The 21,857-nt window shown below is 34.8% G+C and carries 20 protein-coding genes and 1 pseudogene; 20 read left to right on the top strand and 1 reads right to left on the bottom strand.

The annotated features are described in order from the left end of the window. Positions 1-2: 2 nt before the first annotated feature. The 13 genes and pseudogenes from BQ7474_RS09025 (at position 3) to BQ7474_RS08970 (ending at position 12,418) form a co-directional block, all read left to right on the top strand. Complete coding sequence (locus BQ7474_RS09025) at positions 3-1,499, top strand: sugar ABC transporter ATP-binding protein (protein WP_073998525.1); 1,497 nt, start codon at positions 3-5, stop codon at positions 1,497-1,499. A gap of 8 nt (positions 1,500-1,507) precedes the next feature. After that, positions 1,508-2,539 carry a galactose/methyl galactoside ABC transporter permease MglC gene (gene mglC, locus BQ7474_RS09020; RefSeq protein ID WP_073998524.1) on the top strand — a complete coding sequence of 344 codons (1,032 nt, stop codon included), beginning with the start codon at positions 1,508-1,510 and terminating at the stop codon, positions 2,537-2,539. Between the two features lie 71 nt (positions 2,540-2,610). Beyond that, on the top strand, positions 2,611-3,933 hold the full coding sequence (locus BQ7474_RS09015; protein ID WP_073998523.1) for an alpha-L-fucosidase: 1,323 nt from the start codon (positions 2,611-2,613) through the stop codon (positions 3,931-3,933). Between the two features lie 16 nt (positions 3,934-3,949). Continuing rightward, positions 3,950-4,873: an N-acetylglucosamine kinase gene (locus BQ7474_RS09010; protein ID WP_073998521.1), complete on the top strand. Its 924-nt coding sequence runs from the start codon at positions 3,950-3,952 to the stop codon at positions 4,871-4,873. Positions 4,874-5,030: 157 nt separating this feature from the next. Beyond that, on the top strand, positions 5,031-5,483 hold the full coding sequence (lacA, locus tag BQ7474_RS09005; protein ID WP_073998519.1) for a galactose-6-phosphate isomerase subunit LacA: 453 nt from the start codon (positions 5,031-5,033) through the stop codon (positions 5,481-5,483). An 11-nt stretch (positions 5,484-5,494) separates the two neighbouring features. Beyond that, positions 5,495-6,025, top strand: a complete 531-nt coding sequence (gene lacB / locus BQ7474_RS09000) for a galactose-6-phosphate isomerase subunit LacB (RefSeq protein WP_073998517.1) — start codon at positions 5,495-5,497, stop codon at positions 6,023-6,025. 67 nt (positions 6,026-6,092) lie between these two features. Then, complete coding sequence (locus BQ7474_RS08995; RefSeq protein ID WP_073998516.1) at positions 6,093-6,842, top strand: DeoR/GlpR family DNA-binding transcription regulator; 750 nt, start codon at positions 6,093-6,095, stop codon at positions 6,840-6,842. Positions 6,843-6,996: 154 nt separating this feature from the next. Further along, positions 6,997-7,236: pseudogene (locus BQ7474_RS11020) on the top strand (Gfo/Idh/MocA family oxidoreductase); the annotation flags it as partial. Positions 7,237-7,242: 6 nt separating this feature from the next. Beyond that, the gene (locus BQ7474_RS08990) at positions 7,243-8,127 is read left to right on the top strand and encodes a Gfo/Idh/MocA family oxidoreductase (RefSeq protein WP_268873871.1); all 885 of its coding nucleotides are present in this window, start codon (positions 7,243-7,245) and stop codon (positions 8,125-8,127) included. Positions 8,128-8,227: 100 nt separating this feature from the next. Then, positions 8,228-9,361: an AgaS family sugar isomerase gene (gene agaS / locus BQ7474_RS08985; protein ID WP_073998515.1), complete on the top strand. Its 1,134-nt coding sequence runs from the start codon at positions 8,228-8,230 to the stop codon at positions 9,359-9,361. A 20-nt stretch (positions 9,362-9,381) separates the two neighbouring features. Next, complete coding sequence (gene nagA, locus BQ7474_RS08980; RefSeq protein WP_073998512.1) at positions 9,382-10,509, top strand: N-acetylglucosamine-6-phosphate deacetylase; 1,128 nt, start codon at positions 9,382-9,384, stop codon at positions 10,507-10,509. Continuing rightward, entirely contained in the window at positions 10,506-11,432 is a 927-nt protein-coding gene (locus tag BQ7474_RS08975; protein ID WP_073998511.1) for a hexose kinase, read from the top strand. Before nagA ends, BQ7474_RS08975 begins: the two co-directional genes overlap by 4 nt. Next, a complete protein-coding gene (locus tag BQ7474_RS08970) occupies positions 11,432-12,418 on the top strand; it encodes a tagatose 1,6-diphosphate aldolase (protein ID WP_073998510.1) in 987 nt (328 codons plus the stop codon). Before BQ7474_RS08975 ends, BQ7474_RS08970 begins: the two co-directional genes overlap by 1 nt. Positions 12,419-12,476: 58 nt before the next feature. Here BQ7474_RS08970 and BQ7474_RS08965 read toward each other — a convergent pair whose 3' ends face one another. Next, the gene (locus BQ7474_RS08965) at positions 12,477-13,589 is read right to left on the bottom strand and encodes an ROK family protein (protein ID WP_073998509.1); all 1,113 of its coding nucleotides are present in this window, start codon (positions 13,587-13,589) and stop codon (positions 12,477-12,479) included. 196 nt (positions 13,590-13,785) lie between these two features. Here BQ7474_RS08965 and BQ7474_RS08960 point away from each other — a divergent pair, with 196 nt between their 5' ends. The 7 genes from BQ7474_RS08960 (at position 13,786) to xylA (ending at position 21,855) form a co-directional block, all read left to right on the top strand. Next, the gene (locus BQ7474_RS08960) at positions 13,786-15,870 is read left to right on the top strand and encodes a glycoside hydrolase family 31 protein (protein WP_073998508.1); all 2,085 of its coding nucleotides are present in this window, start codon (positions 13,786-13,788) and stop codon (positions 15,868-15,870) included. Continuing rightward, a complete protein-coding gene (locus BQ7474_RS08955) occupies positions 15,857-17,926 on the top strand; it encodes a TIM-barrel domain-containing protein (RefSeq protein ID WP_073998507.1) in 2,070 nt (689 codons plus the stop codon). The genes BQ7474_RS08960 and BQ7474_RS08955 overlap by 14 nt, the downstream gene beginning before the upstream one ends. Beyond that, complete coding sequence (locus BQ7474_RS08950; protein WP_073998506.1) at positions 17,901-18,374, top strand: PTS sugar transporter subunit IIB; 474 nt, start codon at positions 17,901-17,903, stop codon at positions 18,372-18,374. The genes BQ7474_RS08955 and BQ7474_RS08950 overlap by 26 nt, the downstream gene beginning before the upstream one ends. Positions 18,375-18,386: 12 nt before the next feature. Beyond that, positions 18,387-19,166 (top strand): PTS mannose/fructose/sorbose/N-acetylgalactosamine transporter subunit IIC, encoded by a 780-nt coding sequence (locus BQ7474_RS08945; RefSeq protein ID WP_073998505.1) that lies wholly within the window; start codon positions 18,387-18,389, stop codon positions 19,164-19,166. Next, entirely contained in the window at positions 19,159-19,977 is an 819-nt protein-coding gene (locus BQ7474_RS08940; protein ID WP_073998504.1) for a PTS system mannose/fructose/sorbose family transporter subunit IID, read from the top strand. Before BQ7474_RS08945 ends, BQ7474_RS08940 begins: the two co-directional genes overlap by 8 nt. Positions 19,978-19,992: 15 nt before the next feature. Then, on the top strand, positions 19,993-20,412 hold the full coding sequence (locus BQ7474_RS08935) for a PTS sugar transporter subunit IIA (protein ID WP_073998503.1): 420 nt from the start codon (positions 19,993-19,995) through the stop codon (positions 20,410-20,412). A gap of 135 nt (positions 20,413-20,547) precedes the next feature. Then, positions 20,548-21,855, top strand: coding sequence for a xylose isomerase (gene xylA, locus BQ7474_RS08930; RefSeq protein ID WP_073998502.1), 1,308 nt, complete (start codon positions 20,548-20,550; stop codon positions 21,853-21,855). Positions 21,856-21,857 lie beyond the last annotated feature (2 nt).

Raw genomic sequence — 21,857 nt, 5'->3', positions numbered from 1 at the left:
TTATGACCAATTTATTAGAAATGAAATCAATAAACAAAACATTTCCCGGGGTAAAGGCCTTAGATAATGCACAACTGACCTTACAGAAAGGCACAGTTCATGCCCTTATGGGCGAAAATGGAGCTGGCAAATCTACCCTTATGAAATGTTTGTTTGGAATCTATACTCCAGATAGTGGGGATATTTACATAGATGGAAAAAAAGTTTCTTACAAGGGCCCAAAAGATGCTCTAGACTCTGGTGTTGCTATGGTTCACCAGGAGCTAAACCAAGTATCTATGCGTTCTGTAGCAGAAAATATTATGCTAGGAAGATTTCCAAACAAGCGTGGTATTATTGATAGCAAAAAGATGAACGATGAGACCAAGGCACTATTTGATAAGCTTGGCCTAGATTTTGATCCTAAGAAAATCATAGGCAAATACTCAGTTGCAGAAAGGCAATTGATAGAAATAGCCAAGGCTGTTTCCTACGATGCCAAGATTTTAGTATTGGATGAGCCTACAAGTTCTCTGACAGAATCTGAAGTTGAAAAATTATTTGAAATTATTAACAGATTGAGATCAGAGGGTGTAGGGATTATTTACATATCCCACAAGATGGAAGAAATCCTTGCGATTTCAGATTATGTTACAGTCATGCGTGATGGCCAATTCATAGCGGAAAATAAGGCGAGTGATTTGACCAAAGACGAGATAATAAGGCTAATGGTAGGAAGAAAGCTTGATGCCAAGGACCTAAACCCAGAATCATACGAGAGAGATGAAGTCTTATTAGAAGTTAAAAACCTTACTGGTAAATACAAACCAACTGTAACTGATGTATCATTTGACCTAAAAAAAGGTGAAGTCTTGGGTATAGCTGGCCTTGTTGGATCTAGGCGTACTGAACTTGTTGAGACTATTTTTGGTCTTAGACAAAAAGAATCTGGAGAAATCTATGTTTCTGGCAAGAAGGTAGAAAATAGAAATCCTGAAGAAGCTATCAAAAATGGTTTTGCCCTAGTTACAGAAGAGCGTAGGGCTACAGGAATCTTCCCATATGCCAGCATAAGATTTAACTCAACTATTGCAAACTTGCGCGAATATGCCAAAAAAGGCTTTGTAAATGAAAAAGCCTTAAAGGACAGTACTACCAAAGTTATAGACTCAATGAGTGTAAAAACTCCAAGTCAACATACCAAAATCATGAACTTATCTGGTGGTAACCAACAAAAAGTAATCATTGGTCGCTGGCTTTTGACAGATCCTGATATACTCTTACTAGATGAGCCAACACGTGGTATAGATGTCGGCGCAAAGTATGAGATTTATAAGCTAATCCAAGATCTTGCAACAACTGGCAAATCAGTAATCTTCATATCATCAGAGATGGCAGAATTGCAGATGATTTGTAATAGAATCATGGTAATGAGCAATGGAAAAGTTGCAGGAATTGAAGAAAACAACAAAGACTTGAATCAAGAGAAGATCATGGCCCTACAAGCCATGTATGTATAGGTGGTAAAATGGAAACTACAGAAAAGAAAAAATTTGATTTTAAAGAATTTATTTTAAACAACGCCTTGATTATCATAATCCTGGCCTTGATTATTGGAATAATCATAGTAGACCCAACCTTTATAACAAATCCAAGAAATATAATAAATATCTTATCACAGACAGCTACAAGGTTATTTATAGCCCTTGGTACTGGTGGTCTATTAATCCTTGCGGGAACTGACCTTTCAGCTGGTAGAATAGTAGGTTTCACAGCAGCTATTGCAGGAGCCTTGCTACAATCATCTGACTTCCCACAAAAGTTTTTCCCAAATATCCAAGGGGCTAATATAATCTTTGGCTTGCTTGCAGCTATAGTTATCGGCGCTATATGTGGTGCCCTAAACGGTTTTGGTGTAGCTTATCTTAAACTACACGCCTTTATAGCATCCCTTGGTGTCCAACTTGCAATCTTTGGTATTTTGCAATTATTTATAGCAGCCAACCCTTATGGACCACAACCAATTGGTGGTTTTGACGAAAAATATGCCAACCTTGTAAGAGGTGGATTTAAGATTCCAGGAACTGACCTCATGTTCCCATATTTGATAATCTATGCTGCAATAGCATCTATCATCATGTGGTTTATTTGGAACAAGACAGTCTTAGGTAAAAATATGTTTGCTGTAGGTGGCAACCCAGAAGCTGCAGAAGTTTCTGGTATCAACGTTACAAAAACAATCATGATAGTCTTCATAATATCTGGTATTATGTATGGCTTATCAGGATTCTTGGAAGGTCCTAGACTAGGATCTGTTACAACAACTACAGGTGAGGGCTATGACCTAGATGCCATCGAAGCCTGCCTAATAGGTGGAGTATCATTCTCCGGGGGTATAGGAACAATACCTGGTATAGTCTTAGGCTCTATAATCCTTCAGGTTATAAACTACGGTTTGCTATACATCGGCCTAAACTCCTATGTACAAATCATCATCAAAGGAATTTTGATTATACTAACAGTAGCACTTGATACAAGAAAGAGAATCAAGAAAAAATAAAAGTAGAAAATGGCAGTGCACAGGCTGCCTTTTTTCTTGGAAATAAGGGTAAATTCTTAAAAGGAGGAGATATGACCAATTCACTTGAACAAATAAACAAGAGAACTCAATGGTTTAGAGATGCCCGTTTTGGTATGTTTATTCATTGGGGGATCTATGCCATCCCAGCCAGGGGAGAATGGGTTAGAAGTTTTGAAAAAATAGAATTAGATGATTACCTAAAATATATGGACCAATTTGATCCAATAGACTATGATCCGAAGGCTTGGGCCAAGGCTGCCAAAAAGGCTGGTATGAAATATATGGTTCTTACAGCCAAACACCACGATGGATTTTGTCTTTTTGACAGCAGGTACACAGACTACAAGGCTACAAATACAAAAGCTTGTAGAGATCTAGTAAAAGAATATGTAGAGGCAGTAAGAGCTGAAGGTCTTGGGGTCGGCCTATACTTTTCCTTGATTGACTGGAGCCACAAGGACTTTCCCAAATATAATGACATCCACAGTCCCCACTACAAGGACGAAAGATTCAAGGATGAGAAAATTGATTGGGACAACTATAAGAAATTTCTCCATAATCAAATCAAAGAGATAGTCACAAACTATGGCAAGCTAGATATACTCTGGTTTGACTTCTCCTACGAAGATATGTACGGAGACAAGTGGGGTGCTAAGGAAATTGTGGAAATGGTTAGAAAATATCAGCCAGACGTGATAATGGATAATAGGCTAGAAACTTCTGGTGAAGGTTTTGGCTCTATAGTGACAAAAAATCCTAGTCCATATTCTGGAGATTTTGTAAGCCCTGAGCAAATACTTCCTTATGAGGGCATCAAAAACGTCAATGGCGAGGACGTTCCTTGGGAACTTTGCCTAACTATGAACAACAATTGGGGCTACAATGCCAATGACAAAGAATTTAAATCATCCAAACTACTAATCAGAAAACTTGTAGAATGTGTCAGCAAAAATGGCAATATGCTTGTAAATGTTGGACCAACTGCAAGAGGCTATATGCCTAGACAAAGCTTAGAAACTTTGGAAGACTTTGGCAGGTGGTTTGACAAGAACTCTGAATCGATTTACGGCTGTGGCAGGGCAAAAGACTTGCCAAAACCTGACTGGGGCTATTACACCAAAAAAGATAATGTGATCTATGCCCATATCTTTGAGGCGCCAATTGGACCTTTGCCACTAATTGGCCTAGATAAGGATGAAATAGATTATATGACCTACCTTTACGATGGGTCTGAAGTGACTGTTTCAGATTCTTGGGTAATAAAAGCATATGACAAACTGACCTTTGCCCAAATATATCCAGGCTCCAGCACATGCCAATTGCCTGATGATACAGACACAGTAATTAAGATAGTCTTAAAAAATAATAATTGATATAGAAAGGAAAATTATGACTGAAGGAATATTTTTAGGTATAGATGGTGGTGGAACAAAAACAGCCTTTTTACTAGATGTAAATGGAGAAAAGTTCGAAGACAAACAAATAACCATCCACCCAAAACAAGTAAGCAAACAAGAATATTTTGACATAATAGAACTTGGTATAGGTGACGTTTGTAAGCAAGCAGGCATCAATCCATCAGAGATTGACTATACCTTTGTGGCAGCTCCAGGCTATGGCCAATACCCAGACACAGAAGAGTACATCCACGAGGGAATCAGAAGAGTCCTTGGCAACGACAAGTTCACAGTAGAAAATGATTGCGTCAATGGTTGGGCAGGATCACTTGATGCTAAGCCTGGCATAAACATAGTAATAGGTACAGGAGCAATAGGATATGGTCGTGACCAAGAAGGCAACTCAATGAGATGCTCTGGCTGGGGACCATTCCTAGGAGATGAAGCAAGCGGATATTGGATTGGCCTAAAATTACTAAACTTGTTTACAAAAATGAGCGATGGCAGAATAGAAAAAACTAAAATCTACGACATGGTAAAAGAAAAACTATCCATGGAAGATGACTTTGAAATATTTGATATCACAGACAATATGAGACGTGATGAGATAGCAGCACTTGCTCGCATCCTCCACCAAGCATTAAATGAAAATGATCCATACGCCCTCGATATCCTAGACCAAGTAACAGATGAAATTGCTATGGTCATAGACGCCATAACAAAGAATCTAAACTTTGATGGAGTGGTTGACGTATCATTTTCTGGAGGAGTCACAAACATAGGCGATCCACTCTACGAAGAGATAAAGACAAAGATTAAATCCAATGTAAGTATAGTAAAACCATACACAAGTCCAGTAGACGGATCTGTGATTTTGGCAAAAGAAATTTATGCTGGAAACTTGAAATTTGAATAATATTTTATCAAAAAATTAACTAGCTTAGAAGCTAATACCTTCTCAGCTAGTTTTTTTAATATCTTTAGCAAAATCGATTGACTTTAGGAAGGTAGGCTAATACAATATAAACAAATAAGAAAATAAACAAACATTTATAAACAAAAGGGAGGAAAATTTGAAAGTATATATTTCTTCAGACAAAGATGGATTAATGCTAAAAGAAAGCTTAATCGAAGAAGTAAAAAATCTTGGATATGAAATCGAAGATTTAACCCAAGAAGGCTTTGATTTTGTTGACAGCGCCAAGGCTGTTTGCCAAAAACTCCTAGAAGTAGATGGCATGCTAACAAGCGGATCAGATGATGCATCAGTAGGAATCCTAATCGACAAATACGGTGCAGGCTCATATATGGCGGCAACCAAACACAAGGGAATGATTGCCGCAGAAGTAAGCGACGAGAGAAGCTCACTTATGACCAAACGCCACAATGGAGCAAGAGTATTATGCCTAGGATCAGGAATCGTAGGTGAAGAGCTTGCAAAATCATGTATCAGAGATTTCTTAAGCCATGGCTATGATGGTGGACGCCACCAAATCAGAATAGACATGCTTAACAAAATGCTATAGGAGGGGAAAATATGAAAATAGCCTTAGGATGTGACCACATAGTAACACACTTAAAAATGCAAATATCAGACCACCTAAAAGCAAATGGTCATGAGGTGGTAGATGTAGGAACATACGATAACACTAGAACCCACTATCCAATTTTCGGCAAAAGAGTTGGAGAATTAGTAGCAAGCGGCGAATGTGACCTAGGAGTAGTACTTTGCGGTACAGGCGTAGGAATCACAACAGCAGTAAACAAGGCCTTTGGAACAAGATGTGCCCTAGTAAGAGATTGCGCAACAGCAGTCTATGCCAAAGAAGAACTAAACGCCAATGTCATAGGCATAGGTGGCATGATAGTAGGAAGAGACTTAGCTTGCGAAATAGTGGATAGATTTATAGCAGCTGAATACAAACAAACAGAAACAAACAAAAAGCTAATCGAAAAGCTAATGGCCATAGAAGAAGAGCAAGGCGAAGACAAAGAAACTCAATTCTGTAACAAGGAATTCTTTGACGAATTCATAGAAAAATGGGATAGAGGCGAATACCACGATTAAAAGATAGCGTCAATAAATATTGGCGCTATTTAAAAATATAAAAAACAATATACTCTTAGGATGACAAATGTTAAAAGATGAAAGACAAGATCTAATTATTGAGCTTGTAAATGATGAAAATATAATAGAAGTTTCAGGACTTACTAAAGCATTAAATGTTACTGAAATGACCATACGTAGAGATCTTAAGGAGCTTGAAGAAAAAGGTCTATTAAAACGTATTCATGGAGGGGCAAAGAAAGTTAGAAACCTATCAAATATCGAGTACTCAAACACTGAAAAGAAACAAAAAAATATCAATCAAAAAAAATACATCTCCAAAAAAATTTCAGAAATTCTAGAAGATGACGAAATAATTTTTATGGGACCTGGGACAACCATGGAATATGTCTCAGAATATATCATAAGCAAACACCTAACCATATTTACCAACTCCCTATACTTATTCAATGAGCTCATCAAGATAGACTCCCTGAATGTTAGGCTAATAGGAGGAAAGTATCGAAAAATCACAGGAGCCTTCGTAGGTCCCCTTGCCATAGATATGATAAAAGATTTGCGCTTCCAAAAAGCCTTCATAGGTGTTAACGGCATAAGCCAAAACAACGCCTTTGCCTACAACGAAGACGAGGGTTTCTTGCAAAAAATAATTTTGGACAATGCATCAGAAAAATTCATAGTAGCAGACTCAAGCAAAATCGGCATCGAGGACTTCTATGCATTTTACAAGCTAGAAGATGTAAGCGTCATCACTGATGATAGGATTTCTAAAAATGATTTCAAATTTCTTTCCAAATATACTAGGGTCATAAAATGAGTAAAACCATATTTAGCAGAGGACACTAATCATGAAAGTTGGAATTATAGGAGCGGGCGAGAGAGGAAGGATCGCATACGCTAGAGAACTTGATAAATACGCAGAAGTTGAGATAGTAGCTGCAGTATAGTGGAATCAAAAGAAACTAGAACTTACTGGCGAAGAATTTGGAATTGATCCAGAGTATCTTTTTGATAATGCAGATGATTTCTTCAAGAAAATGGATCAAGAAAAATTTGTGGATGCCTTGGTTATAGCTACATATGATAGACAACACTATGACATTACTATGAAAGCATTGGATTATGATGTTGATATATTGCTAGAAAAACCTATAAGTCCAAATGCTGATGAGGTATTTAATATAGCCAAAAAAGCTGAGGCAAAAGACAATGTATTTATGATCTGCCACGTGCTTAGATATGCACCATTTTATACTAAGATAAAAGAAGTCCTTGACAGTGGAGCAATCGGCAAAGTTATAAATATCAACCACAATGAAAATATTGGATATTTCCACTTTGCTCATTCCTTTGTAAGAGGTAATTGGAGAAATGAAGAAGAATCTTCTCCTTTAATTCTTCAAAAATCATGTCATGACATGGATATTTTACTTTATTTCTTAGGACTTAAGCCAAAGAGTATATCATCTGTTGGAAATTTAACATATTTTGTTCACGAAAACCAACCAGAAGGAGCAAGTGATAGATGCCTATCTTGTAAATACCAAGATGAATGTATCTATTCAACTAAAAACTTCTATAGACAGGGTTATAGAGGCTATGGCTGGAGAAACCTTGTAGATCCAAGTCTTACAGAAGAGGGTCTAATAGAAGCCTTAGAAAATGGTCCTTATGGTAGATGTGTATGGGTATGTGATAATACTGTTTGCGACCACCAAGCAACTACAATCGAATTTGAAGATGATGTGACTGCTGTATTTAACCTTTCTGCCTTTGCTAAAAACGTTCATAGAAATATCAAAATTCAAGGTACTAAAGGCGAAATAATTGCAGATGACCATGAAAAAGAAATTATCATCAAAACATTCGGATCAAGCGAAGAAAGAGTTATCAAAGTTCAAGAGATGAATGGTGGCCATGGTGGAGGCGATGCAGCAATAATCAAAGCTTTCATGGAAGACATATCAGGGGATAAGGACAAGATAAAAACAGGTGCCAGCGAATCAGTTATGAGCCATTTGATGTGCTTTGCTGCTGAACAAAGCAGAAAAAAGAAGAAACTTATAAATATGGATGAATTTATAAGTGGCTTGGATAATTGAATTTGATTAGTTGATGCAAAAGTAATCTTTAATGATTTATGAAAATTGGTAAGATTAAAATAGAGGTAAAATAAATCTTTCTAATTTATGAGGAGGAATAATGTATTTAGATTCAGAATATATAAAAGCTAACGATGCGATTAATACTTATAGCGAAATTTTCTCTCAAGGGGAAAAATGGCTCAAAGTTTATGATTTATATGAAGAAAGAAAAGCGAAAATAGATGAGTTTTTAGCTAAACTAGGTGATGATGTAAGAGTTATTTTTACAGGTGCCGGTACAAGTGAATATGTGGGCAATGTTGCTAGTGAATATTTGAAAAATAACGGCAAATACCAGTTTGAAAGTATAGCAACAACTGATCTTGTTTCCGCTCCATACCTACACTTTAATAAAAACCAAAAGACTCTTTTAGTTTCTTTTGCAAGAAGTGGAAACTCTCCAGAATCCCTTGCAGCAGTTGAACTTGGAGATCAGCTTGTAGATGATTTTTATAATCTTGCCCTAACTTGTGCTCCTGATGGAAAACTTGCACTAAAGCTTGCCGATGATGAAAAATCATTTGTATTTATAGAACCAGAAGGCACAAATGACAAGGGATTTGCTATGACAAGTTCATTTACATGCATGCTTTTATCTGCTCTTTTAATCTTTGACGATAGAAATGATAAGAAGGAACTTGTAGGAGAACTTTCTAATACAGCAAGAGAAATCTTGGATGATGCAGGTAAAATTGAAGAATTGATAGATTTTGATTTTGATAGAATAATCTATTTAGGTTCTGGTCCTCTTTACAAACTAACAAATGAAGCAAGACTAAAGGTCTTAGAACTTACAGCTGGAGAAGTTGCAAGTTTATATGAATCATCAATGGGCTTTAGACATGGTCCAAAATCATTTGTAAATGATAAAACATTAATAGTTTCATTTATTTCATCAAATGATTATACAAAAGATTATGACCTTGATATATTAAATGAAACAGCTGCTGATAAAATAGCTAAAAAGATTATTGCACTTGCCAATACAGATATAGAAGGTGATTTTGAAAAATTAGTTTACGAAAATAATGTTTATAATGATGCATACCTTGCTTTACCATATATTATTGTTGGCCAACTTATAAGTCTTATTACTAGTCTCAGAATTGGAAACACACCAGACAATCCATCAAAATCTGGAACAGTTAACAGGGTTGTAAAGGGCGTAATAATCCACCCTTATAATGCTTAAGAAAAAGCTTTGGAGGAAATATGTTTTATAAAGCTAAATATATTATTTTAGAAGATGAAGTCTTGAAAGACTATTTTATGGAAGTTGAAGATGGCGTTATTAAGTCATTTTCTAAAAATGAACCAGAAGAGTACGAAGACCTGGGAGAAATCATTGCTCCTGGTCTTGTAGATACTCACATTCATGGCTACCATGGCGAAGATATTATGAATGCTAAGCCTGGTGCCTTAAATATTATTTCTAAGGGTCTACTTGAAACTGGAGTTACAAGCTTTTTACCAACTACCCTTACAGATTCTACAGATAGACTTAATGAAGCTTGTAGGGTAATTGGCGAGGAATACAAAGAAGCCGAGGGTGCCAAAATAAGAGGAGTCTTCCTTGAAGGCCCATTTTTCACAGAGAAATATAAGGGTGCCCAAAATGACAAATATATGTCAGATCCAGATATAGAAAAACTTAAAAAATGGAAAGATTTATCAAATGGTTTGGTTAATAAAATCGCCATTGCTCCAGAAAGAGAAGGAGTAACTGACTTCATCAAAAAGGCAAATGCTATGGGCGTATACGTTGCCCTTGGCCACTCTGATGCTTCCTATGATGTGGCTATTGATGCGGTTGATGCTGGAGCAAATATTTTTGTCCACACCTATAATGGCATGAGTGGTCTTCACCACAGAAATCCTGGAATGGTTGGAGCTGCTATGAATTCAGAAGCCATAAGCGAGCTTATTTGCGATGGCCACCACGTAAATCCAGTTTCTGCCAATATATTGATGAATGTCAAAGGTCGTGATCACATTGCCCTTATCACAGATTGTATGGCAGCAGGTGGTATGGCTGAAGGCGACTACAAACTTGGCGAATACGATGTAATTGTTAAAGATGGTACTGCAAGACTAAAAGAGGGCGGATCTCTTGCTGGATCAATTCTAAAACTTAAAGATGCAGTTAAAAATGTTGTTGATTGGGACATTGCCGATGTATTTGAAGCCATCCAAATGGCAAGCCTGATCCCTGCCAAATCTGTTGGCATAGATGATGTTTGTGGCAAACTAAAAATAGGATATACTGCTGACTTTATAGTTTTAGACGAAGATTTGGAACTAAAAGCAACATACATCGACGGAAATAAGGCGTGGGCATGATTTTAACAATCACAGCAAATCCATCGGTAGATATTTCTTACCAACTAGATCAACTGAATATCGATGGAGTTAGCAGGACTGAAAAAGTTTTAAAAACTGCAGGTGGCAAAGGTTTAAATGTCGGAAATGTCTTACAAACTCTTGGAGCAGATGTAGCTCATTCTGGCTTTATCGGTGGTGCTTTAGGAGAGTTTATCAAAGAAACTCTTGCAGAAAAAGGCCAAGAAGCTAGATTTGTTGAAATTGAAGGTGCCACAAGAAATTGTATTGCAATCCTACATGAAGGAAAGCAAACAGAAATCCTAGAAAAAGGGCCAGAGATTACACAAGAAGAAAAAGATAAATTTATAGCAAGCCTTGATAAAATTACAGATGGATGTGACATTTTAAATATTTCGGGATCACTTCCAAAGGGTCTTGATGTAGATTTTTATCAAACAATTATAAAATACGCAAAAGATAATAATAAATTTATATCCGTTGATACATCTGGCAAGACTCTTGAATCAGTAATCAAATCTGACATAAAACCTGATTTGATCAAGCCTAATGAAACAGAATTAAGTGATGTACTTGGATTTGAAGTCAACAAAGATAATCTAAATGAAGTATTGTTTGATGAACCTTTTAAATCAATCAACACTATAATAGTTTCCCTTGGCAAAGATGGGGCTGTTGTAAAAATTAAAGATAAACTTTACAAAGCATCAGTTCCAGTAGTAGAAGCCATTAACCCAGTAGGAAGTGGGGACTCATCTGTAGCTGGGGCTTTGTATGCTATTGAAAAACAAATGTCTGATGTAGATGTCATAAAAACAAGCATGACTTGTGGTCTGCTAAATGTCCTAAATCCACAAACAGCAACAATAAATATGGACGACTTTGTAAAGTACTTTGATCAAATAAAAGTGGAGGAAATATAATGAAAGTATCTCACGAAAAATACGAAAATCTCAAACAACTAGTAAACGAAGAAGGAGCAATAGCTGCCCTTGCCATTGACCAACGTGGATCAATGGAAAAAATGATGGGAAAAGCAAACCCAGAATTAAACAATGTCGAAGGAATCGGCAAATTCAAAGAATTAGTATCAAGCGAACTTACAAAGTACTCATCATCAATATTGCTAGACCCAATCTATGGCATGAAGGGAGTAGAAGCAAAAGATAAAAATGCTGGCCTAATCATGTCATATGAACAAACAGGCTATGACGAATATGAAGAAGGCAGACTACCAAGACTAATAAACTTCGTATCAGGACTAAGAATCAAAGAAATGGGCGCAAACGCAGTAAAAGTCCTACTATACTACGACATAGACGAAAGTGAAGAAATCAACGACATCAAAAAAGCTTGGGTAGAAAGAGTAGGTTATGAATGCGAAGCGCTTGGACTTCCATACTTCCTAGAAATCGTAAACTACGATGCCAATATCGACGATGCCAAAGGAATTGAATACTCAAAATTACGTCCAAAAAAGGTAATCGAATCAATGAAAGTATTCGATGATCCAAGATACAAGGTAGACGTACTAAAAGTAGAAGCACCAGTAAATATGAACTTTGTAGAAGGCTACGGAGAAGGCGAAATCCTCCACACAAGAGATGAAGCCCTTAAATATTTCAAAGACCAATCAGACGCAACAAACATCCCATTCATCTTCCTAAGCGGTGGAGTAAGCGCAGACTTATTCAAAGAAACCCTAAAATTCGCCAAAGAAGCCGGATCAACATTCAACGGCGTCCTATGCGGCAGAGCAACATGGAGAGGCGCAGTAGACGTATTCGGCAAATCAGCAGAAGACGCAAAAGAATGGCTAAACACAGAAGGCAAAGACAACATAGTAACCCTAAACGAAGTAATAAAAGAAACCGCAACATCAGTATTTGATAAGATTGAAGAAGAATAAGACTAAAGAAAAAAGCTGCAGATGTAAGATAATCTTACATGCTGCAGCATTTATAACCCTATTTTTCAAAAAAATTAATTATAGAATGATAAATACAACCAATGAGAGTGGATTTATCATTAAACTTTGATACTTCAATAGCTATAGGTTGGCCAAAAGTTGATATTACATTCTCTGATACCTTCTTTAGGTAAAAAGGAATATTATAAGCCAAGTCACTATTAATATATACACAGGCAGGATCGATAGTTTTAACAATGTTATTAATGCCTATACTCATATACTTTATATTTCTTTCAACAGTATTTATGGCAAATTCATCATTAGCAAAATATCTATCTATAAGTTCACTAGATGTTGAAATTTTATCATCTGACAAAGTATTATAATAATCAATATCTGCAGAAGTCGAACAATATCTTTCAAAACACCCATTATTACCACAATGGCAACTTTCGCCATCTGGTACGATAATCATATGACCAATCTCACCACCATAACCTCTATTGCCCTTGTGAAGCTTTCCATCTATTATAATGCCAGAGCCAACACCACTACCAACATTTATAGTAGTCAAATTATCAATTTGCGTAATATAATATTCGCATAGGGCAGCAGCATTGGACTCATTAATTAAATTAAAATCAATATCAGGGAAGACCTCTTTCAGTTCAGCAACCAAATCTATTTGATCTATATCATAGTTAGGAGTAAATATTACTCTATTATCCCTGACTATTCCATGAATAGCTATAGAAACTCCCTTTAACTTATTGTCCCCAGCAATTATATAATCTTCTTGAGTCTGGCTAATGATTTCTCCAATTTCATCAGTGACATTTTCACTACTAATATTAATTCTCTTAATATCGTAACTTTTAATATCAAAATTCATATTACAAATGCAATATGATATATAATCTCTAGATAAATCAATAGCGATGAAATAGGCGTACTCATGATTTAAAGTTAACTCTATAGGCCTCCTACCACCTTTAGAAGAAGCCTCACCAACACTAACCTCAGTAATCAAATTCTCATTAATAAGACTACTGACACTTGATGAAATAGAGGTTTTATTTATTTTTAAATCTTTAGATAGATCAACTCTTGATTTTTTTATATTATTTAATAGTTCATTTAATATTAGAACTTGATATTCATTTCTCATAATGTCTCCGTTTCTTATAATTATATTAAACAAATTTTTCAAAATAAAGCAAAAAACACTTTACAGATACTATTATATATGATATAGTTTAGTTAGTAAATAAATTTACTAACAAACAACCGAGATGTATGTTTTTTAGTGGTTATTTTTAATAAGTTATATTATTTTAGAAATTGATATATTTATAGGAGCAAAAATGATTGGATTATACAAGGATAGGATAGAGAAGAAGTTTGACAAAGAGCTTCTAATAATAGAAGCATGGTCAAAAGATTCAATTAGAGTTAGAGCATTTCCAGATAGAAAATGCAATAACGAAAATTATGCTTTATTAGAAAAATCTAATGACATTTTAGATGTAGAGGTTAAGGATTTAAAAAATGGATCCTATAGTATTAGGAATGGAAAGATATGTGCTATATTGGATCATAGGGATAGAATAACATTTTATAATGACAAAAATGAAATTATTCTAAGAGAGTATATCCGATTAAGAGCTGTAAAACACGATGATGGTTCAGAAGATGTAGGAAATATAGAAGTTACCAGAGATTTTAACTCCACATTAAAATTAAAGTCACGAGAGTATAGATCGAATAATGGTGGAGATTTTGAAATCACATGTAGATTTGAATCAGATAATAAAGAAAAAATATTTGGTATGGGTCAGTATCAACACGAATTTCTAGATCTTAAATATACTAGTTTAGAACTTGCACAAAGAAATTCACAAATATCTATACCTTTTTATATTTCTAATTTGAACTATGGTTTTTTATGGAATAATCCAGGTATTGGTAAGGTTAATTTTGCAAAAAATATTACTGAATGGAAAATGCCTTCTACTTTTTCAATCGACTATTGGATTTGTGCAGGTGATAGCCCAAAAGAAATAATGCAAAAATATACCGCTGTAACAGGAAGAGTTCCTAAAATGCCAAAAAATTTATTGGGATTATGGCAAAGCAAGTTAAGATACAGAACTCCTGAAGAAGTAATGGAAGTAGTAAAAGGATATAAAGAAAGGGGGATTGAATTATCTACAATTGCTATTGATTATTTTCACTGGCCTCACCAAGGGGAATATAAGTTTGATGAGGACTACTGGCCAAATGTAAAAGTGCTGATTGATGACTTGAAAAATAATTATAATGTTGAACCTTTGATTTCTGTATGGCCTACTGTACAAACTGATGCTGAAAACTACAATGTTTATCTGGAAAATGGTTATTTGGTAGATGTAAATAGGGGTGTTAGACTCACTATGCAAATTCAGGGAACAACTGTTTTTGTAGATACTACTAATAGAGAAGCTACTGAATATGTGTGGTCTTTATTGAAGAAGAATTATGAATCTTTAGGCATAGACTACTATTGGATAGATGTTGCAGAGCCTGGCTATGCAGTATATGATTTTGACAATTATAGATATCATAAAGGAACCGTTCTACAAATTGGGAATTTATATCCAATTGGATATCTTAAGATGATATATGATGGATTGAGTGAAAGTGAAAAGCCAGTTGTTACACTTGTAAGAGGAGCTTGGGCTGGTGCACAAAGATATGGCGCATTGGCTTGGTCGGGTGATATAGATAGTAGTTTTAGAGCTTTAAGAAATCAGGTTAATACAGGACTGAATGTTGGAATGGCAGGCCTACCATGGTGGACAACGGATATAGGTGGTTTCCATGGTGGTAATCCAAACGATGAAGGTTTCAGGGAACTAATGATTAGATGGTTTCAATATGCAACATTTTCGCCAATTCTTAGAATGCACGGTGACAGGCTACCACATAGTAAACCACTTTCTAACAAAGGTGGCGGAAGAATGCCTACAGGTGCACCTAATGAAATATGGTCATATGGAGATCAAGCTGAGGAAATATTTACTAGATATTTACACATAAGGGAAAAAATCATAGATTATATAGACAACTTAATGCAAGACGCTCATGATTTCGGAAATCCTCTGATGAGACCTTTATTCTACGAATTCCCAGAAGATAAAGAATGCTGGAATGTTGATAATGAATATATGTTTGGAGATAAAATGCTAGTTGCACCTATTTTATATGAAGGTATGACCAGTAGAGAATTATACTTACCTGATTCAAGTAGCTGGGTTGATATTTTCGATGGAAAAATTTATAAGGGTGGTCAGTATGTTACTGTTGATGCTAATATAGATAAAATTCCAGTATTTATTAAAGAGGGTTCATCAAATGAATTTAAAGCTTTATTAGAATTTACTAATAATAACCAACATGAAAATATTTGAGAAATACCAAATTATTGATGACTGGATTTGCTTTAAATTAAGTCAATATAATTTAAAGATTAAGGCTATAAGCGAAAGCAGTATTAGAGTAATAGCTAGCCCAAGATCTGATTTTATTCCAAATGATTTGGATTATGATCCACAAGTTTATACAAAACCAGAAATAGTAGTTGAGGAAGATGGAATAACCATAATAAATGCAAAGTTAAAAGTTATATTTAATGGCAATAAGCTTTTATATTACAACAATAACAATTTGATTTTAGAAGAAGTATCTCTGAAGCAGAGCAATGTAAGGAGAACACTTGGCATTGATGAACACATTTCTATTCCCAATCTGCCAACTTCATCTTTAAATATTGATCCATATGAGTTTATTGAACAAGCAAATGGAATCATTAGGTCTAGACTTAGATTTAAAGGGGATAGGAATGAAAAAATATACGGAATGGGAGGTTTTCAGGAAGAAAAACTTAATAAAAACAATGACTTCATAGAATTAATTCATAGAAATTCACAAATAGCTATACCTATTTATATATCTGATAAAAACTATGGATTTATATGGAATAATTTTTCAGTAGGCTCAGTATTTTTTGGAGATAATGAAAAAGTATGGGAAGCATCTGACTCAGATGTTATTGATTACACAATATTTGTGGGAGATAATCCTAAAGAATTAATAGAGAAGCTAACAAGCATAATTGGTAGGCCTGGAATTATGGATTCTTCGTTATTGGGACTTTGGCAAAGTAAACTAAGGTATCAGACAAAAGAAGAGCTTGAGACTGTTTATGATGAATATATAAAACGTAAGGTTATACCATCAGTAATGGTTATTGACTATTTTCATTGGACTGAAGAAGGCGACTATAAATTTGATTACAAATATTGGAGTGGAATAAAAGACTTGTCACAAAGAATGTTGAACAATGGCACTAAGCTGATGGTTTCGCTTTGGCCTACAGTTTCTATAGATTCTGAAAATTATAAGTATTTAAAAGATAACAATTTACTTATAAATAGTGAAATAAATGATGGCAAGTTATTTAATGATAAGTACATTATTGATTTCACAAAATATGAATCACAAAGATTTTTGCAAAATAAGATAGTAAATAATTATATAAAGAATGGTGTTAGTCTTTTTTGGGCAGATCAGGCTGAGCCAGAAATGAATTACTACAATCATTTTATATACGAAATGAATGATGATAGAATGAGTAAGATTGCCAATTCCTATCCCTTACACTATGTAAAAACTATAAACAGTGTCTCTGCTGAGTTACCTATATTAATTAGATCGGCGTTCGTATCAAGCCAGAAATATGGGGCTCTGCTTTGGTCAGGAGATATAGAGTCTTCGTTTGAATCAATGAAAAATCAGATTCAATTCGCCTTGAGTGTTGGTATGTGTGGACAATCATGGTGGACAAGTGATATAGGTGGTTTTCATAGTGGTAATAGTGATAGCGATTACTTCAAAGAACTAATGATACGATGGTTTCAATTTTCTGTTTTTAGCCCAATACTGAGAATGCATGGAGATAGACAACCCCACTTCCCCAAAATTGGAGATAGTGGAGGAGGAGTAAGAACAAGTGGATCTAGCAATGAAATATTTTCGTTTGGGAAAGACGTAGAACTAATATTAATCGAATACGTAACCTTAAGAAATGAATTAGAATCATATATAGAGACATTATTTATTGAAGCGTCTCAAAAGGGATGGCCACTAATGAGGACAATGTTTTTTGAGTATCCACATATAGATAAATGCTATGATGAAAGGTTCCAATATTTTTTTGGTTCAGATTTATTGATTTGCCCAGTCGTTAATTATGGTGATAGGCAAATGGAAGTATTCATTCCAGATAGTGGTTGGGTAGACCCATATACTGGATATGAAGTAGAAATGGGATACAACACAGTTGATTGCCCATTATATAAAATACCAGTTTTTTTAAGAAAAAGTTCTGCCAATTATGATGATTTAATATTAAAGTTTAAGATTATAGGAGGAAAACTAAGTGAGTTTGGTTTTAGTAAGAATTGATCAAAGATTAGTACATGGTATCGTTGTAACACAATATGCTAGTGCTTCAAAGGCGAAAAGAATAATGGTTGTTGATGATGAGGTTAGTAAAGACGAAGTACAAAAAAGCGTTATGAGAATGAGTAAGCCAGCTGGAACAGGTATGTCCATTATTGATACTGCTACAGCAATAACTAACTTTAATAGCGGAAAATATGACAATCACAATGTTTTGATGGTTGTAAAAGAGCCGTCTACTATTCTAAAATTAATTGAAGGAGGGGTAAAGATACCTGAAGTAAATATTGGTATTGTCTTTAAGTCTGATGATAGCGAAGAAATAATGAATCAAGTAAATTTAAATTCTAAACAGAAAAAAGAATTAAAAGAAATTGAGTCATTAGGTACACATGTATACTTTCAGTATGTACCATCAAATCCAAAAGAAGATTTATCCAAATATATATAGAGGTTTATAGAAATGAATGAAATTTTACAAAATATTTTAATAATACTATTGCCGATGTGGGCACTAATTGATAATAGAGGAATAACCATAATAAATCACTGGCCTATAACAGTAGGACTCATTGCAGGATTAATAATGGGAGACTTAACAACAGCTCTTCATATTGCAGGTACATTCCAATTAATGAGTTTAGGGGTTGCGGCTCTGGGAGGATCATCAGTTCCTGATTATGCATTAGCTACAGTTGTTGCTATATATTTAAATGCTAGAACAGGGGTAGACTTAGGTGCATCTATTACTGTTGGTCTATCAGTAGGAATACTAGCTATTAACTTAGATATACTTACCAGAACATTAAACTCATGGGTTACAAATAAATCTAAACAATTATTAAATGAAGGAAAATTTGAAGCTTCAAAAAAAATAAACTGGATTTCTATATTTTTTGTTGCAATGCAAGCTTTTATACCTATGCTAATTCTAGTGCTATGGGGACAAATAGCTGTCGAATCTGTAGTAGAAGTTATTCCTGAGTGGATAACAAATGGTTTAAATATTGCCGGTGGAATGTTGCCTGTTGTTGGTGTTGTAATGCTACTTAGATATATGCCTACAAAAAGATATTTTTGGGCTCTACTAATAGGTTTTGTATTTTCGGCATATTTGAAACTGCCAATACTAGGTGTATCAATATTAGGTTTTGCTATGGCTCTACACACATACAATAACCTTATTGCTAGGAAAAATATGCAAGCTATAGATAATAATATGGGAGATGACTGGGATGAATAACAAACAAAATAAAATTTTAACTGAAAAAGATCATAAGAAGGCTGCTCTAAAGTGTTCTTTTATTGGAAGTAACAACATCAACTATGGAACTTTACAAGGAACAGGATATGCTTGGGCAATTCACGATACCCTTAGGAAAATTTATCCTGATGATGAGGATTTCAAGAAAGCAATGGACGTGGAGTACGAATATTTTAATACTACTCCATATGTAATTCCACTTATATTAGGAGCTGACATTGCTATGCAGGAGCAAGAAGGAATAGAGTCATTAGATGCTGTTAGGTCGGTAAAAACATCTCTAATGGGTCCGTTAGCTGGTGTAGGAGATTCTATTTTATGGGTTTTATACCCAACAATAATGGGATCTATAGGAGGATATCTAGCTCTAGAAGGAAATCCGTTGGGTGCGATTATCTGGATAGCTCTAAACATACTTCTAGTGTTCCTAAGACTTAAGTTTTATGATATTGGATACAAATCTGGTACTAGATTAGTAACGGACTTATCTGACAAGCTAACTACATTTACAGATGCTGCATCAGTTATGGGTCTTACAGTAGTGGGAAGCTTAATTGCAACAGCTATTAAAGTTTATACAAGCTTGGAATTCAAATTTGGAGATGTAACATTAAATTTACAAGAGCAAATATTTGATGCTATTCTACCTGCCTTTTTACCGGTATTACTAGTTATGCTCATATACTGGTTGATGGAGAAGAAAAAGTTTAGTTTTTTGAAAATTATTATGGGTATAATTGCTATTTGCCTAATAGGCTCTTACTTTAATATCCTAGCCGTTGCACCATAATACAAAGGAGAAAAAATGAGTAAAATTATTTTGGCTTCACACAGTAATCTAGCAAAAGGTTTAAAGGAAACACTTGAGTATATATTACCATCTGTAAAGGAAATCATTGCTATACCAGCTTATATAGATGATAAGCCTTTGCATGAAACTATAGATGATGTTTTAGGAAATATAAGTGAAGATGAGCAAGTTATTGTATTTACTGATTTAATGGGGGGATCGGTAAACCAAGAATTTTCAAAGAAAATAGGTAGAAATAATTATTTTGTTGTTGCTGGTGTTAACCTACCTCTATTATTAAATGTTTGTCTACTAACACAAAATGGAGATATTAGCGAAGAAGAACTGACAACTGCAATAAATGAATCTAAAGAAGGAATCATATTTGTTAATAGAATACTTTCAAATGACACTCTAGATGAAGATGATGAATAAGACTTACGTATTTTATTCTGCAATAATAAAATATAAATCGGGCATTTAGAGTTTGACTTATTATATTTGCTAATGATTTTATTGCTTGGTTAAAAGATTATATTTATAGGATATGTAGCAAAAAAAGGAGAAAAAATGAAATATTTTGAAGGAATAGAAAAAGTTAAATTTGAAGGGGTTGATTCTAAGAATCCTCTTGCTTATCACTACTTTGATGCTGACAAAGTAGTGCTTGGAAAACCTATGAAAGAGCATTTTAAATTTGCACTTGCTTATTGGCATACTATGGGTCAAGAAGGAGCTGATCCTTTTGGAGTTGGTACTGCTAAGAGAAATTGGCATGGTGCTTCTCCAATGGAGACTGCAAAAAATAGAGTTGAAGCATTTTTTGAATTGCTAGAACTTCTTGGAGTTGAATACTTCTGCTTCCATGATGTTGATATTGCTCCAGAAGGAGATTCTTTAGAAGAGTTTTATGCAAATCTTGATGAGATTACTGATCTAATCAAGGGAAAAATGGATGAAACTGGCATCAAGTTACTTTGGAATACTGCTAATATGTTTAGTCACCCTAGATACTTAAATGGTGCAGCTACTACTAACAATGTAGATGTTTATGCATATGCAGCTGCTCAAGTTAAAAAAGGTCTAGATATTTCTAAAAAACTTGGTGGTGAAAACTATGTTTTCTGGGGTGGAAGAGAAGGCTATGAAGAGCTCTTTAACACAGATTATGAATTGGAACAAGAAAATCTTGCGAAATTTTTCCATATGGCTTGCGACTATGCAGATAAGATTGACCACAAGGTTCAATTCTTAATAGAGCCTAAGCCAAGAGAACCAATGAGACACCAATATGACTATGATGCTGCAACTGCACTATTCTTTATCAACAAATATGGCTTAAAAGATAGATTTAAGTTAAACCTTGAGGGCAACCATGCTACTTTGGCAGGTCATACTTTTGAACATGAATTGCGTGTGGCAAGAACAGAAGGAGCTCTAGGTTCTATTGATGCTAACCATGGTGAAGAACAATTGGGTTGGGATACTGATGAATTCCCATATGATTTGTATCACACAACACTAGCTATGTATGAGATCTTAGAAAACGGAGGACTTCATAAGGGTGGAATTAACTTTGATGCTAAAGTAAGAAGAACTTCAGTTGACCAAGAAGACCTTTTGATTGCTCATATTGCTGGTATGGATACATTTGCTAGGGGTCTACTAGCTGCAGCAAAGATGAAAGAGGATGGATTTATTGAGAATATTTTAAATGAAAAATATGAAAGTTTTGAGTCTGATTTAGGTAAATCTATTATAGACGGAACAACAGACTTTGAAAAACTTACAGAATATGCATTGAAGAATGATAAGATTGTCAATAAGTCATATCATGTAGAATATCTAAAACAAAGAATTAATGATTATTTAGTATAAGT

It is taken from the genome of Anaerococcus urinomassiliensis, assembly GCF_900128425.1.
GTDB classification, from domain to species: Bacteria; Bacillota; Clostridia; order Tissierellales; family Peptoniphilaceae; genus Anaerococcus; species Anaerococcus urinomassiliensis.
This window is presented reverse-complemented; position numbering and strand designations above follow the sequence as displayed.